We start from the raw sequence: 15,248 nt of genomic DNA, 5'->3' as shown, positions 1-15,248 counted from the left end.
TCATTATTTATACAGCTGAGCATTAACTCCAGCTGATGTTTACAATAAATAGATTAATAGAGGAAGGTGAAGATAAAATGCAGATCATGTCGAATTTAGTTAAAGAATAACGTATGGCATCCACTCTTTAAAAAAATATTTGTTTCTCTACTACAGTTAAATTTAAAAACTGGATATACATCCAAAATAAAAGATACTACCCTTTCTAAACAATATTTTCATATCAAGATAACAACATGCTGGTATAAAGATAAAATACAAAGATAGCCGTACTATTGAAATTCTATTATAATTTTGTAATTGGAATTCATTTGAACCAAATGAAGAACTAGAAGAAATATTATCATGTGGAGGTGCCCCGATGAACCTTGTAATTAGAGAGTTAGAAACAAATGATTTAGATAATCTCCCGGAGATTGATGACAGTTTTATAGTGAATGCTCGGTTAATTCTTTCTCTTTCCAAAGGAAATAAACGTATAGAATATACAGTAGAAGACGTTCCGAGTTATGAAAAAAGTTATTTACAAAATCAAGATGATAATGAAGAACTGGCTTACAATGAATATATAAATAAACCTAATCAAGTCATTTACATAGCACTGTTACATAACCAAATCATTGGATTAATGGTATTGAAAAAGAATTGGAACCACTATACTTACATAGAAGATATAACGGTAGATAAAAAATATCGTACACTCGGAGTTGGTAAAAGATTAGTTGATCAAGCAAAGCAGTGGGCAAAAAAAGGCAATATGCCAGGTATCATGCTTGAAACGCAAAATAATAATGTCACAGCATGTAAGTTCTATGAAAAATGCGGATTTGTAATTGGTGGGTTTGATTTTCTTGTTTATAAAGGTTTGGATATTGAAAATGATGAAGTTGCAATTTATTGGTATTTGCATTTCAAGTGAAACTGTTTTTAACATTAAACAAAGTCAAAATAAAAACCCCAATCTCTCTATATTTAAATTGAGAAACTGGGGTTAAGTTACTTAACAATATTTTTCATTTAAAACAAATAACTAATTAATAATCCTGCTGATAATAAGAAGCCAAAAATCGTATTTGTCATCGCTGTTGATTTCATTGCGATGCGCATATACCCAGGATCCTTTGCCCCTTTTTGGAAACTTTGAATCGCAGAAATTGGCTTTCTCAAACCTAGGAACATAACTAATGCCCAAGGGCTTATATAACCCATTAATACAATTACGGCAATCCAGAAATACGCAATGAAAAAGGCTACCGCTAGTGTTACCACAGCTTTCTCTCTTCCAAGGAGGATTACTAATGTCTTTCTTCCACCTTTAATATCTTCTTCGATATCTCTGATGTTATTCGACATATTGATTGCACCGACTAAAATTCCAATTGGAATGGAAATCAATACACTTTCAATCGTTATCGTATTCGTTTGAATAAAGAAAGCAATGAGTACAAAACATGTCCCCATTAACAATCCGGAAACTAATTCTCCAAACGGGGTGTACGCAATTGGTAATGGACCGCCTGTATATAAATAGCCAACTGCCATCCCAATTAAACCAATGACAACTAACCACCAGCTGCTATTCATACAAATATAAATGCCAATAAAAGCTGCTACGACATATAATAAAAGCGCAACTGTTAACACATTTTTTGGCTTCAATCCATGACGGACAATTCCGCCACCGATGCCAACGGATTCAGCGGTATCTAATCCACGTTTAAAATCATAGTACTCATTAAATAAGTTCGTTGCTATTTGCAATGCTAAACATGCAACCATCATCGCAATAAATAACAGCCAATCAATTTTGGCAACATAAAGTGATGCCACTGTTCCTAAAATTACAGGAGAAAACGTCGCCGTTAATGTATGTGGGCGCGTCATCTTCCATATTAATTTAGCGGAACTAATTTCTTTTTCTGTCCCCATAACTCTGTTCAATCTCCCTACATTTTAAGTATAAATTACTAGCAGTATCTTTCTATCTATTTCCTGCCACGCACCCATTCATTATATCAATAAATGATTATCCTTTCTAACAAATCAACTTTTAATAAAGTAAAAATTATAAAATGAAACTTTACCATCTTCACATAATATTCTGTATTATTTTTAAGAGTGGTTTTAAAGCGAAATGATAAGTAAATGAAATACATAATAAAAAAGAGTCAATCTCCAGCACAATAGAAGATTGACTCTTTCCTTTATTTACTCCCCTGTTTCAGAAAATCGCTTTATACGTTCCCCAATTTCATCACGAACACGTTGAAATTCAGACCACTCTTTTCCTGCTGGATCATCGAATCCCCAGTGAACACGATTTACGTGCGGAGGTGTCGAAGGACAAACAGAATCCGCATGACTACAAAGGGTAACGACTAAATCAGCGTTATTTAAAATATTTGCATCAATTATATCTGATGTTTGATTCGTTATATCAATATTTACTTCATTCATCGCTTTAATCGCATTTGGATTTACTCCGTGTGCTTCGATTCCTGCAGAATATACATTCCATTTATCACCTACATATTGTTTGCCCCACGCTTCTGCCATTTGGCTTCGGCACGAATTTCCTGTGCATAAGAAATAGATTGTCTTTTTGTTTTCCATGTTGTTTTCCGCCTTTGTTTTTAAATTTAGACTGGCTGATCACTAAAATATTTTCGCTTAAACCAAAAAGCGACGTTTACAAGCGCAATCATTACAGGTACTTCCACTAACGGCCCCATAACAGCTGCAAATGCTGCACCTGAATGAATACCAAACACACCAACTGCTACTGCAATCGCTAACTCAAAGTTATTACTACCTGCTGTAAATGCTAACGTTGTAGTCACTGGATAGTTTGCACCAATTTTTCTTCCCATAAAGAAAGAAACAAAAAACATGACAATAAAATAGATTAATAACGGAATTGCTATTCTTACTACATCTAATGGTACGCTAACAATCATTTCCCCTTTTAAAGAGAACATAACGATGATTGTAAATAGTAATGCAAGTAATGTAAGTGGACTAATCTTCGGTATAAACACTTTTTCATACCATTGTCTTCCTTTTAACTTAACGAATACAAAGCGTGTCAACATACCTGCTATAAAAGGAATTCCCAAATAGATAAATACTGATTTCGCTACTTCTCCCATTGTAATATCGACAATAGCCCCTTTAATCCCTAACCATTCTGGAATGACTGTTACAAACACGTATGCATAAACGGAGAAGAATAACATTTGAAATACTGAGTTAAAAGCCACTAAACCTGCTGCATACTCTTTATCCCCATCTGCAAGATCGTTCCAAACAATTACCATTGCAATACAACGTGCTAAACCAATCATAATGAGTCCGACCATGTATTCTGGCTTATCAGGAAGAAAAATAATTGCTAAAACAAACATAAGTACAGGTCCAATAATCCAGTTTTGTACTAAAGATAAAACCAATACTTTTACATCTTTAAATACGCGGCCCATTTCCTCGTAACGAACTTTCGCTAACGGTGGATACATCATGACAATTAAACCAACAGCTAGCGGGATAGACGTTGTTCCAACTTGTAATGTATTCAATCCGTCTACTACACTAGGAAATACAAACCCTAAACCAATCCCAACAGCCATAGCTAGAAAAATCCATAGTGTTAAATATCGATCTAGAAAAGATAAACGTTTCATTTTATTTTCCATCTCCTATTAACAACAAGAATTTTGTTCTACTACGTTAGAAGTCTTGCAACAAGGTGCCTCTTCTATTTTATGAACATCACTCTGTGCTTTTGTATAAAAGAATTCCCACTCGTTCCCATCAGGATCCGTTACCCAAAACTTATCTTGAACCGCATAGCAACAAGTCGTATCCATCTCATCACGCGCAAAGAAACCTTCTTTTTCTAATCTTTCTTTATGTAACGTAATTTCTTCAGCTGTATCCACTTGGAAACCGAAATGATTTACCTGATTTCCCTTCACTTCATCTCGTACGTTTAGCGTGAAATTAAGTCCTGGCGTCTCTAATAAAAATTTTGCATAATCTACTTTCACCTTAACTGGTGACACACCAAATACCTTTTCGTAGAATTCAATAGACTTCTCTAAATCCGTAACATTTATACCGACGTGAACATATCTCATAGCTTATTCCTCCTCTTTATATGTTATTAATCAAATTTTTTTGATTAATAACGCAAAATTTTAACAACAACTACCTTTGCCTGTTTTTCTAAAGATACAGCACAATTCTTCTGATAACAAATTATTCACTTCCGCATCATTTAAATCATAATAACTCCACGTACCTTTTGTTTCTTTTACAATTAAACCTGCATCTAATAAAATCTTTAAATGATAGGACAATTTAGATTGCGTCATTTCAAAAATCTCTGTTAAATCACATACACAAGTCTGGCCTCGCTGGCAAAGTTCATACATGATTTCTAAACGTTTTTGATCAGCCAACGCTTTAAACTTTTTCTCATATAACTGAAAATTTTGTGCCACTGTAGTTCACTTCCCTTCATCAACTTTTTTTGATGTTTATAGTATATACGCTAGTGAGTTTATTATGCAACTTATTAATCAATTTTTTTGATTTAGAAAAACTTCCTCACGTCATATCTTTACTACAACTAAAAAGGACCATAGCCTTTTCAAAAATAAAAAACTATGGTTCTCTTTACAACTTAATGGTTACAATGTTCCCGAGGAATGGAGTCTCTTTAGCTGTTTTAATTTTAATTTGACCATTATAAAGTAGTGCCCCATCACCATCAAGCTAAGAAAAACAAATACCCCCAAATGAAAAAAACCGATATAACTCTTTTTTTGGTGCATATTCATAAAAAGCACGTCACCCTTTCTCATTAACATAAGAGAATAGTAATGTGCTTTTCATTTCAAAAACAGTCTAAATCCTTAAGTTGATGGTTGTGGGGCGGGACCCCAATAAGAACGGTATCTAAGGTTGTATAAGAGGTGTTAGTTCCATTCCAAAGGCCTCAGCCGACGATTAACTCAAGTATCGATTTCGGATGACCCCCATGTGATGAAGTTCGTGTCCTGCGATGCCGTGCGCGAGGGCGCGCACCGTAATGCCTAGGTCGTTGGCTGTGCCCTTGCGGATCCACGCCTCCGCCGGTAGCCCGCGCAGCAATGTGATCGTTGATTGCCGTACGGCCCGGTAGTCTTCGGCCAATTGCTCGGTTGTCCAGCTTCCGAAAGGAGGTATGAACAATTCCTGATCGAAACCGGTCAGAGGCGTCTGGTCCCCTCTTGCGAACCGGAGCAGGCGGTAGGTCATGACGCGTTCCGCGTCTGCAATGTGGCCCACGACTTCTTTCAGCGTCCATTTTCCTTCTGCATACCGATATGCGGCCTGGCTTTCAGTCAACGATGTCAGGAGCTCGGTCATTTGCTTTTCCTGGGCGAGCAAAATGTCGATGATGTTACCGTCCGGCACCAAACGGATATATTCGCCGGAGTTCCCGGCGTATTCTTCTTCTGACGGTCTTTGATTCATGCGTAGTCACCTCTTATATGTAGATATAGAAAATTACAGCATTCGTCTATGTCTAATAAATTCGTGAAATGATAGAACTTCCCTTCTAATAATCGAGAATAAGCAACTATTTAGTTGGTCAGTCGCCACACTATCCTGATTCGTTAGCACAATAAAAATTATCTGTTATACAATATTTCGAAGTTATTAATATATATAGGTAACACTTTCTTTTTTAATTTAAAGATGAATTTTCAATTATATTTTGAAATGAACCGGAGTAAAGCACACTAGTCTAACCACTTTTTCATACAAGATTTTATGCAAAAAAGAATAGCAACGATCCCTAGAATCCCCGCTATATCAATGATGTATAAAATCTTTTATAAGAGATAGATAGACATAGAGACAAAAAATTTAGTAAAAACAAGGATTCTATGAAAAACTTGCTACCGATAACGAGAATTATGTATATAAGCTGCCCATATGGACAGCTTATTGTATTTTTGCTTAGCGTGCAAAATTCGCGTCTTGTTGGCGAGATCCCAAACAGTACGATTTTATTTCAAAGACACAACGTTCTTACTACACATTTTTTATTTATCCCACACTCTCATCTGCTAGTATTACTATTTTTTATTACTAATGTTGCCGTTTCACTCGGATGGCTAAGAGGAAAATGATGGCCATATGGAACAAAATCAACCTTACCAAGATGCGATGGAGCAGAATAGCCTCTGTCATACTCCCCCCAAATAACGTGAAGATTATACTTTGTTAATTCATTGAAATCACCTTGATCGTTTTTCAGTAGTAAACTGTTAAGCTGAACCGTAGTATTTAAAATTCTAGGAGAAGTAAAACTGTTCCTTATTTTTTCAATATAATGTTCAGGGATGCTCTCTATACTTTCAAACAAACCATTACTTAATAAATATCGCTCTATGAAATTAGTAGTTGCCAGTTTTAATGTCCATTTGTTCATAAATTGAGGAACATTTAGCGATTTAGCATTTTTTTTAACAACAGGTGGCTGAAGTAAAGTGATTGAATACTTCTTATCTACGTACTCTTGTACCAATGCTTCCAGAAGAATAAATGCACCGAATGAATGACCAATTAGATGTGCACCATTCGTAGCTTTCTCCAATAACTTTTTCACTACATTCAAATAGATATCTAGAAGATTTTTCTCTCGTTTAAAAGGAGAACGTCCCAAACCTGGAAGATCCAAGATCCATACAGGTTGACCAGTTTTTTCATGAAGCTCTTGTGCTAAAGGAAATAAATCCTCTCCATCACTCAATAAACCATGTAATAAAATAAACGGTTTACCCTCTCCTTGTAATTGGTAAAGGGTAGTGTTATCGCATAATGTTCGTTTAAATACATGATTATGCTGGCCATTTTGATATATCATTCGATAATCCAGATCAGCTACTACGGCAGGGAGAAATTTCATTACACTCGTCTTCTTAAACCAATCCCCTCCCATAATTTTTTTCGCTGAAACATTTGAAAATTTTCGTTTTGTAATAAAATTCAGTCCATCAGAAGGAATTTTTGTTATTTTACTTACTCCACTATTCATAATTGTTTTCATAAGCGGCATTGGAACCGAGATTTTTGGTGCCCTCATATTCATACTTTCCGACATAACACTTAATAATTCAGCAATGTTCTGATCGTGCTGTTTGTCTTCAACAAGTGTATATGTTTGAATAGTCGGTTGCTCCAACCTGAAAACCTGCACAATAAACTTCGCAAACTCATCGTTTGAAATAAGTGGTAACCTATATCCCTTACCTCCAGGAATCACCGGCATGAGTCCTCTTCGCATACTCATCACAAGCAAACCTAATCCCGCTATCTGCTCTGTACTCCCTGTTTTGCTACTACCGACTACAGTTGGTGGATTAATTACAGAAAGCGGATAACCTACTGCTGATGCCTGCTGACGGATATAAAGATCTGCTAAAAATTTTGTTCTCTCATATGGATTTTTTATTTTCAAATAATCGTTTCCCTCTTTAAACACATCAATTGCAATCTTGCTATTTTTATCATCAAAGGGACTCATATAACCTACAACATGAATAAATTGTTGCAAGCCCTTCAATTGATGAATACTTTTAGCTAATTCACTAATATGTTTGGCGCCATGTAAAAATACGGAAGCTGCCTCTTTACTTGTCGCTTGAATATCCATGGGGCCTCCTGCATGAATAATCACATCCGTTTTCAATACCCTCTCCTTATCTTCAGCACTTAGACCTAAATCTATTTTCGTCAAATCACCTTCAATAAAGTGCATAACATCCTTTTTTAAGATGCCTCTTTCTTGAAAAAGACGTATTGCTTTACTTTTCGACCTCACTAAAAGAAGAATTTTAGCATCCTCTTTGGCTAATTCTTTCACTAATTGCTTTCCAATAAAGCCTGTTCCACCAGTTAAAAATACTGTTCTCATATAAGATCCCCTTTTTAGTACTAATCAGTACTAATTTGATGTAAAAAAAATGCTTCTTTTATCGAAGCAATTTTAAAAAATGCTCTGCTGTTTTCGTGATTACAGTTGCATCCTTCAATGTTTCTGAAATAAATAACGCTCCTTCAAGATTTGTAATAAAAAGTGATGCAACCTCATCAATATGAATCGTATTTCTGAATTCTCCATTCTCTACCCCTTGTTTAAGTAATAGAGAAACTTTCTTTTGTAATCCTGTAAAAAAAAGACCTATTTTTTCTTTTATTTGCGTGGCCTGTTTAGGACTTTGAATATAAAGAGTAATAAACGGACAGCTCCCCTTATACTCTCTCGACTGAACTCCTTGTGATAATTGCTTTAAAAACAGTTGGATACGATCTTCAACTAAAAATTGGCTCTGAGAAATTACGTCATCAATTGCAGATTGATACATTTCAATCCAATAATCAACGACCGCTTCTAATAATACTTCCTTATTAGAAAAGTGATAATACACATTAGACTTTGAAACTTTGCTTACACGTACTAATTCATCCATACTTGTATAAGCAAACCCTTTTTCTAAAAATAATGTTGCAGCTACTTCAATCACACGTTTTTGATTCATTAATTTTACCTTTGTCATAATTAGAACTATATAGTACTAATTTAAATATTGCAAGTATTTATGTTCATTTAGAAAAAAGTTTAATTAAAAATGTTCCACTAACATTGATTTTACTGCAAAAAAATCTTAGCATCAGTGTTACGCAAAAAAGAAAGGGAGTGGATCCCCCACTCCCTTTAACCATCTACCCCTGATTCTTCTGCGCTTCTCTAAACTCCTCCTTCACCTTCTCTAACAACCCTTCTTCCGTAATTAATCGATATGCCGTATTCGCTAGTGCTTTTGCCGATGTAATTAATGCTTTATCTCCAAGTTCTGAACGTGCTGCTTCTCTAAATTCATTCGTATGTGCAATTAAATCATCTGGTCCGATTTTAATGTACGGATGAATTGTCGGTACGACTTGACTTACGTTTCCTGCGTCGGTTGAACCAATCCCTACTCTTTCTTTACGATTTACATCTTCACCTAATAGTTCTAGTTCTTCCGCTACGATATCGTTATATGTTTTTGTTACGAGTAATTCATCGATTTCATTTTGAAATTGATGGATTTTTACTTTTGCACCTGTTGCTAATGCTGCTCCCTGTGCAATGTTTCTTACTTTTTCTGTTACTTCCGCGCATCTTTTTCTCGTTGCTGCACGGATGAAGAATCTTGCTGCGGCATAGTCAGGAATAATATTAGGTGCTTTTCCGCCCTCAGTAATAATGCCATGAATTTTCACATCTGACGGAAGTTGTTGGCGAAGTGCGTTAATACCGTTATAGAGCTGAATAACCGCATCTAATGCGTTAATCCCTTCTTCTGGAGAGGCTGCAGCGTGAGCTGTTTTTCCGTAAAAATGAAAATCAAGTGGATCGACTGCTAGTGAAGGACTCGTTGTTGCTGTCTTTCCGCTCGGATGAATCATAAGCGCCGCATCAATGTCTTTAAATAAACCTGCCTTTACATAACTTGATTTCGCGCTACCATTTGGCCCGCCTTCTTCTGCTGGCGTACCAAACACGACAACTTCCCCGCCAATTTCTTCAAGCGTTTCTGATAATGCGATTGCTGCTGCAACGCTAATTGTGCCAATTAAATTGTGACCACACGCATGACCTAGTCCTGGTAAAGCGTCGTACTCCCCTAAAAATGCGATTGCAGGTCCTTGTTTTCCAGAGCTTTTTCGCGCGATAAATCCCGTTTCATGTCCAGCTATATTGTGCTGCAACTGAAATCCTGCACTGCCTAGCAATAAACTTAACGTTCTAGATGCATAAAACTCTTGGTTACCAATTTCCGGATTCGCATGAATATCATGACTTGTTTCTATGTACTTTTCCTTATTTCTTTCGATACTCTCTTCAATTGTTTTTCTTTGTGACGCTACTCCTGTCGCTCCCATTTTTCTTCCTCCTTTTATTTTCACATAAAAAAGCCTCTTTCTAAAAGATAGAAAGAGGCATCTGTATATACAGTCAAAATGAGCTTCTTTCTTATCTTTCAAGTTACCTTGCTGGAATTGGCACAGTATTCATAACGAATCCGCTGCCGAGGTATCATAGGGCCAGTCCCTCCACCTCTCGTGATAAGAATTTTCATAAAATTATATTAAATTATTTTTTATTCTAAGTTCATTCCAAGTAAAAGTCAAGGAATTCCTATCCGAATTTACCGAATATCTAAAAATCCTTTTAATACACCAATTGTCTCAGGTGCTTGCAGTCTTGCACATACGTACGGAAATTCCGTACTACCTTCAAACATCATTTGAGATGTAAGCGGTGCGCCTGCCCAGAAGATTTCATCATCAATTACTAAGAATGGGAATGCTTTATTTTGTCTTTGTAACTTTACATTTTTCAGTGGAACTGGTCCATCACTATACACTGTTATTTGCGCATTTGTACGCATTAACGCTTGCCATACTCGTTTATCCACTTGTTTTGTACTTGGAAGTGAAATAATAACTTTTCGTTTTGCGGCTAAAATATCTTTTAATAACCCTTTCGGCTCTTCAAGATTCATTTCCATAAACCAGCGTAAACGTTTCGAAATTTTCCGTTCCCACAATTGTCTTGATGTCGTGCGATCATACACATCTCCGTGACGTTCTATATGAGCTGTTAATTGTGATAACGCTTGTTTTCTAGAAAGGTTTTTACGCATATAATGGCAATCTGATAATTGAATGAACTTCCCTCTCGCCCTTGTCACTGCTACATTGACGAGGCGATGGTTTTTGTGATCAAAGAATAATACACCAGGTCGTTCTTGCGGATAACTGTCAACCGTATCAAAGATCATCATATCTCTTTCAGAACCTTGGAACTTATGAACTGTCGCCGCTAAAACTGGTATGTTTTGATATTTTGTTCTCTGCAACATTTCTCTAATACACGTTGATAAAAAGCGTGACTGCGCCCTGTAAGGTGTCACAATACCAATTGATTGCACACCGTCTAACAATCCGATTAACATCATTTGCATTGCTACTAAACCAGACATAATGTTAAAACGTGAACCAGAAGCAGCATCTTTTAACGAAAAAGCTCCCATTTGGCTCGTATCAAATAAAACACTCGCTTCATTTGCGAACGGCTGCAATTGCGCAAGTTCTTTACGCTCTGAAACAGACGGATGATCGTATACTCTATTTTTATAAATAAACGAATTCGTAAACTTCGATATATCCGCATGCATACGTCTTTGTTCCTGCAACATAAATAGGTTTGGGTGTGCTTCTGATTTATTAACAGACTCAACAATCCCAGCATGGTAAAACATATCTTCCCCAAGCCATTTGCGAACGAGTTCATGATTTGCCATCGCAATTGGAGGTAACTGTAAAAAGTCACCGCAAACGACGATACGTTTTCCAAGTGAAGCAGCTAATGCAATTTGCGGAACATATGCCATACTTACTTCATCTACAACAACTAAATCAAATGTGCGCTCATAAATAAGTGAATCAATGGCACATTTTGATAAAGTTGCACCAATTACTTTCGCATTTTCAATATATTCTTTTTCTACTTCTTTAATTTTAGCCTTTTGCTTTCGAAGATCACTTTCAATCTCTTGTATACGCTTCTTATCAGCAGATGTTGCTTTATACGATAAGATTTTTTCACGAAGATCTTGTCGTGTCTCTTCTAAATAGAGTCTTTCCTCACCCCAAGATCCGTTCGTCGTTTCAACTAACTTCGATGCAAGTAACGTATCATGATTTCGTATATGTTCATGTTGACTATAGCCGTAACGAACAATTTCACCAGGCGTCCATTTCTTTTTCTTCTCAATTTGCTTCGTTACTTCACTCATTAATACGTCTACTGCCGCATTACTATGAGCCAACACAAGTACCGATTTTCCTTTTTGATAATGAGCCGAAATAATACGTGATAAATTGTAAGACTTTCCTGTTCCTGGCGGTCCCCATACGTACGTTGTTGGATTATAAAACGCACGATATGCCAGTTCATTTTTCGGATTTTTCATCTTCTCAATATGTTTCGGACTGCTCGTCCCATCAACAAGACGCTTTATACGATTACGTTTCAGCTTATCTTTACGTGCTTCCTTCAACCTCTCTTGTAGTTGCTCTAAAAGTTGCCACGGTTCACTATATAAAACAGCTTCTCGTATTTCACCTTGTATATAATCATTTAATTTCAGTTCTATTTCTAATCCATGTACAGACAATACTTCTCCTGTCGCTTCCTCACCATCAAACTCAATTCGAATCGGTGAACCTTCAGGTAAGCTTACTTCCGAAATAAGCTGAAATACATATACTGTACTTTCATAATCTGTATATAAAAAACGACCATTCATGATAGAAATTTTACTACCACCTATCGTTTTCCAATGTTTAATTTCATATGCTAATGCATAATGCCACTCTTTCATCGTTTCCGATAATGAAGGAGTTTGAGTAGGTGTATTCATCGTATAATCTCCTTCCTTCTCCCCAAACATACTTTCTCACTATACCATATAACACGCTAAAATTTGTAAGGTTTTTATCTTGCTTATTTTCTTAATTTTCAATATTATATTGTATATAATTTTCAGAAAGAAGGAATCTACATGCCTGTTAGAAGAATAGAACACGTCGGACTTATGGTCGCAAACTTAGAAACATCTATTTCATTTTATGAAGAAGTAGTTGGCTTACAGCTCATTAAACGTATGGGGCACCCCAATCCAGACTTAAAACTCGCTTTTTTAGGTGTAGAAGAATCGAAGGAAACGATACTAGAACTCATTGAAGGCTACAACTCTTCTCTTCCGGCAGAAGGAAAAGTACATCACATTTGCTTTAAAGTGGATTCATTAGAAGATGAAATCGAAAGAATACAGCAACACGGCGTAACCTTTTTATTAGGAGAAGAAATTGAAACATTACCAGATGGAACACGTTACATATTCTTCGCTGGTCCTGATGGAGAATGGATTGAGTTTTTTGAAACCGAGAGATAAAGCAAACCTTTATTTTGCGGAATAGAAAAAGAACCGGAATTACGGTCCTTGTTTTTAACGAAACATATTTTATTATAGGAATAAAAAGAAATAGGATATTCTCTCCTATTTCTTTTCTTAATGTTATAAAAATCTTTCTAATAACTCTAACTTGCACAATGCTTCCCGTTAATATAATAGGCTGATTCTGTGAAAACTGTAAATACAACCTCTACTTCTGGAAGTCCAAAATCCATTACATATGTAGTAATGGCCTTGGCAAATCGATCACGAATTTCCTGTCCACGCTCGAACCATTTCACTTCAATAAGAGGAAACGCTTCTATTTCTTCTCCATTGAATACAAACGTAGAACTTGGTAGTTCCAAGGTGAAATTATCCGTACCACACTCACAGATATCTGCGAGTTCTTCTACTAATGGCTTGCTTATGCTTTTTAATTGTTCAGTAGTAATTCCACGAAACACAACATGCGGCATGTTATTCCCTCCGTTACATAGCTTTATATTTCCTCATATCATAACACAATTTATTTTGCTGCACTAACATCTATTCGTACATTTCAATGACATTCTTAAGAATGATTATATGTTATTAAAGCTTTTCATTAAGAATATAATCAGGAGTTAAGGAAAAGCAGACTGATAGAATTAAAGATGAAGAGGTAATACTTGACCTCAATTCTGATCGTCATATAATCAATGCCATGCACAAAGAATCTCAGTTACATTATTTTCTGAACAGTCTCGTTAAAGCCATACCAAGAAATCCAGCACCCATTCCTATTAGCCATCCAGTTTGGGCATTACCTAACATAGATCCCATTCCTCCACCAAGAAACATACAGCCAACGAATACTAATCCTCCAATTCCCCAATTCGGCCGTTCCATAATTCAATCACATCCTTTCAATAAAATATATGCGATTAGCTCCCTCAACTTTCTTCCATAGGATAGTTCATTATTTTACTTAGGTTTAGCACTTCAGGGCATTCAAAAGATGCGAAGCTTGAGTCATTTATATAGATTGTAGAAGTATGGAGATTTTCCACATTTTAAAATAGTAAAGTATAAACATGAAAAAACTCCTAACAAATTTTGTTAGGAGTTTTTTCAAATAAGCGATATTTATTTAATCTTCATTATTGAGTTCTATTGTACCTGTTCTAGCACTAACTTTTAAAATATTTAACAGATTATCAGGTGTCTTGATTTCCACTTCATATTCAAATTTTGATTGTGCTAAGTTGTCATCTTCTAATTCAAATTCTTTTTTCACATTAATAATTTCTCCATTTGTATGAGCTAAAGAAATTTCACGAACTTGTTTCTCTGTGTAGTTTTCATTCTTTTTTGCATAATTGTAACCCATACCATAATATCCACCAACAATAGCAATACCACTTACTAAAATAGCAATTACAATTATCATTATTTTCTTTTTATGTTTTAACATTTTCATCCACTCCTTCATAATTAATCATCTATTCCAAATCTTGCTTCGAGTGCATTTTCTGCTTGTTCTAATTGATCTTCCAGTATATCGTGTTCTCTTTCTTGCGTTTGATATCGTTCAACAGTTATCGTTCCAGCGTGATAATCTGCTTCTAGCTGATTATCAGACAGATCTATCTTGTCATCTAATTGATCAATTTCTTTTTTTGCTGCTAAGTACGTATTTAAGTTTTCTTCTTTTGATCCAACTGGTTTCGTGTTATTTGTCTTTTCAACGATAGATGTGACTTCGTTTTTGAAATCTTGTATTTGCTTCCTATCATTCGCAGCAGCTTGTGTTTTGATTGGTTCTTGTTGTAATTGAGAACTTTCTTTTTGCAATGTATCATTCTCCACCTTCAGTTGTTGTACTTCTGTATTGTTATCAGCTTGAGTAGAACAAGCTGTTAACAATACACAAGACATTGCTCCAATCAACATCCACTTTCTCATTCTGTTTTCCTCCCTTTACATGTGTACCTTATCCTTGCCTTTATATTACTGAACAAACATTAAAGGAAGATTAATGTACAAAAAAATAAAGTTAAGACTTTTACGGGTAGCCCGACTTCCCCTAACTCCCTCGCCATTCGCCGAATTTTGAAGGAGGAGTCTTACTGCCCGTTAATGCTGGATAAAATGATATAATTAACTAGTTTCTAATCTTTCTTTAATGTTTTGGAATTATAG

Annotated in this window: 16 protein-coding genes and 1 riboswitch; of the genes, 2 read left to right on the top strand and 14 right to left on the bottom strand. The window is 35.7% G+C overall.

Going from position 1 to position 15,248, the window contains the following annotated elements:
- The first annotated feature begins 361 nt into the window (after positions 1 to 361).
- Positions 362 to 919, top strand: a complete 558-nt coding sequence (gene satA, locus HMAS_RS08580; RefSeq protein ID WP_048558369.1) for a streptothricin N-acetyltransferase SatA — start codon at positions 362 to 364, stop codon at positions 917 to 919.
- A gap of 98 nt (positions 920 to 1,017) precedes the next feature.
- On the opposite strand, the gene menA is transcribed toward satA, so the two are convergent.
- The 10 genes from menA to HMAS_RS08530 form a co-directional block, all read right to left on the bottom strand.
- Positions 1,018 to 1,929, bottom strand: a complete 912-nt coding sequence (gene menA, locus HMAS_RS08575) for a 1,4-dihydroxy-2-naphthoate polyprenyltransferase (RefSeq protein ID WP_116344761.1) — start codon at positions 1,927 to 1,929, stop codon at positions 1,018 to 1,020.
- Positions 1,930 to 2,208: 279 nt separating this feature from the next.
- Positions 2,209 to 2,613, bottom strand: a complete 405-nt coding sequence (arsC, locus tag HMAS_RS08570; protein ID WP_025708621.1) for an arsenate reductase (thioredoxin) — start codon at positions 2,611 to 2,613, stop codon at positions 2,209 to 2,211.
- Positions 2,614 to 2,639: 26 nt separating this feature from the next.
- Positions 2,640 to 3,680, bottom strand: coding sequence for an ACR3 family arsenite efflux transporter (arsB, locus tag HMAS_RS08565; RefSeq protein ID WP_162871149.1), 1,041 nt, complete (start codon positions 3,678 to 3,680; stop codon positions 2,640 to 2,642).
- Between the two features lie 18 nt (positions 3,681 to 3,698).
- Positions 3,699 to 4,136: an ArsI/CadI family heavy metal resistance metalloenzyme gene (locus tag HMAS_RS08560; protein WP_001270994.1), complete on the bottom strand. Its 438-nt coding sequence runs from the start codon at positions 4,134 to 4,136 to the stop codon at positions 3,699 to 3,701.
- A 60-nt stretch (positions 4,137 to 4,196) separates the two neighbouring features.
- The gene (gene arsR / locus HMAS_RS08555) at positions 4,197 to 4,502 is read right to left on the bottom strand and encodes an arsenical resistance operon transcriptional regulator ArsR (protein ID WP_000068188.1); all 306 of its coding nucleotides are present in this window, start codon (positions 4,500 to 4,502) and stop codon (positions 4,197 to 4,199) included.
- Positions 4,503 to 5,010: 508 nt separating this feature from the next.
- The gene (locus tag HMAS_RS08550) at positions 5,011 to 5,520 is read right to left on the bottom strand and encodes a DinB family protein (RefSeq protein WP_025708628.1); all 510 of its coding nucleotides are present in this window, start codon (positions 5,518 to 5,520) and stop codon (positions 5,011 to 5,013) included.
- 592 nt (positions 5,521 to 6,112) lie between these two features.
- Positions 6,113 to 7,969 (bottom strand): alpha/beta fold hydrolase, encoded by a 1,857-nt coding sequence (locus HMAS_RS08545; protein WP_025708630.1) that lies wholly within the window; start codon positions 7,967 to 7,969, stop codon positions 6,113 to 6,115.
- A 58-nt stretch (positions 7,970 to 8,027) separates the two neighbouring features.
- Positions 8,028 to 8,594, bottom strand: coding sequence for a TetR/AcrR family transcriptional regulator (locus tag HMAS_RS08540; RefSeq protein ID WP_025708632.1), 567 nt, complete (start codon positions 8,592 to 8,594; stop codon positions 8,028 to 8,030).
- A gap of 184 nt (positions 8,595 to 8,778) precedes the next feature.
- Entirely contained in the window at positions 8,779 to 9,984 is a 1,206-nt protein-coding gene (locus tag HMAS_RS08535; protein ID WP_025708633.1) for a M20 family metallopeptidase, read from the bottom strand.
- 88 nt (positions 9,985 to 10,072) lie between these two features.
- Positions 10,073 to 10,174: riboswitch (SAM riboswitch) on the bottom strand.
- A gap of 76 nt (positions 10,175 to 10,250) precedes the next feature.
- Positions 10,251 to 12,560 (bottom strand): AAA domain-containing protein, encoded by a 2,310-nt coding sequence (locus HMAS_RS08530; RefSeq protein ID WP_025708635.1) that lies wholly within the window; start codon positions 12,558 to 12,560, stop codon positions 10,251 to 10,253.
- Between the two features lie 111 nt (positions 12,561 to 12,671).
- Here HMAS_RS08530 and HMAS_RS08525 point away from each other — a divergent pair, with 111 nt between their 5' ends.
- A complete protein-coding gene (locus HMAS_RS08525) occupies positions 12,672 to 13,064 on the top strand; it encodes a VOC family protein (RefSeq protein WP_025708637.1) in 393 nt (130 codons plus the stop codon).
- A 146-nt stretch (positions 13,065 to 13,210) separates the two neighbouring features.
- Here the strand turns inward: HMAS_RS08525 and HMAS_RS08520 are convergent, their stop codons facing one another.
- From HMAS_RS08520 to HMAS_RS08510, 4 genes are all read right to left on the bottom strand, one after another.
- On the bottom strand, positions 13,211 to 13,543 hold the full coding sequence (locus tag HMAS_RS08520) for a DUF1904 family protein (RefSeq protein WP_001120970.1): 333 nt from the start codon (positions 13,541 to 13,543) through the stop codon (positions 13,211 to 13,213).
- A gap of 250 nt (positions 13,544 to 13,793) precedes the next feature.
- On the bottom strand, positions 13,794 to 13,955 hold the full coding sequence (locus tag HMAS_RS27630) for a hypothetical protein (protein WP_025708640.1): 162 nt from the start codon (positions 13,953 to 13,955) through the stop codon (positions 13,794 to 13,796).
- Between the two features lie 241 nt (positions 13,956 to 14,196).
- The gene (locus HMAS_RS08515) at positions 14,197 to 14,520 is read right to left on the bottom strand and encodes a PepSY domain-containing protein (RefSeq protein ID WP_025708642.1); all 324 of its coding nucleotides are present in this window, start codon (positions 14,518 to 14,520) and stop codon (positions 14,197 to 14,199) included.
- Positions 14,521 to 14,540: 20 nt separating this feature from the next.
- Entirely contained in the window at positions 14,541 to 15,011 is a 471-nt protein-coding gene (locus tag HMAS_RS08510; RefSeq protein ID WP_025708644.1) for a hypothetical protein, read from the bottom strand.
- Positions 15,012 to 15,248 lie beyond the last annotated feature (237 nt).

It is taken from the genome of Bacillus sp. HMA207 (assembly GCF_003402455.1).
Taxonomy (GTDB): Bacteria; Bacillota; Bacilli; order Bacillales; family Bacillaceae_G; genus Bacillus_A; species Bacillus_A cereus.
This window is presented reverse-complemented; position numbering and strand designations above follow the sequence as displayed.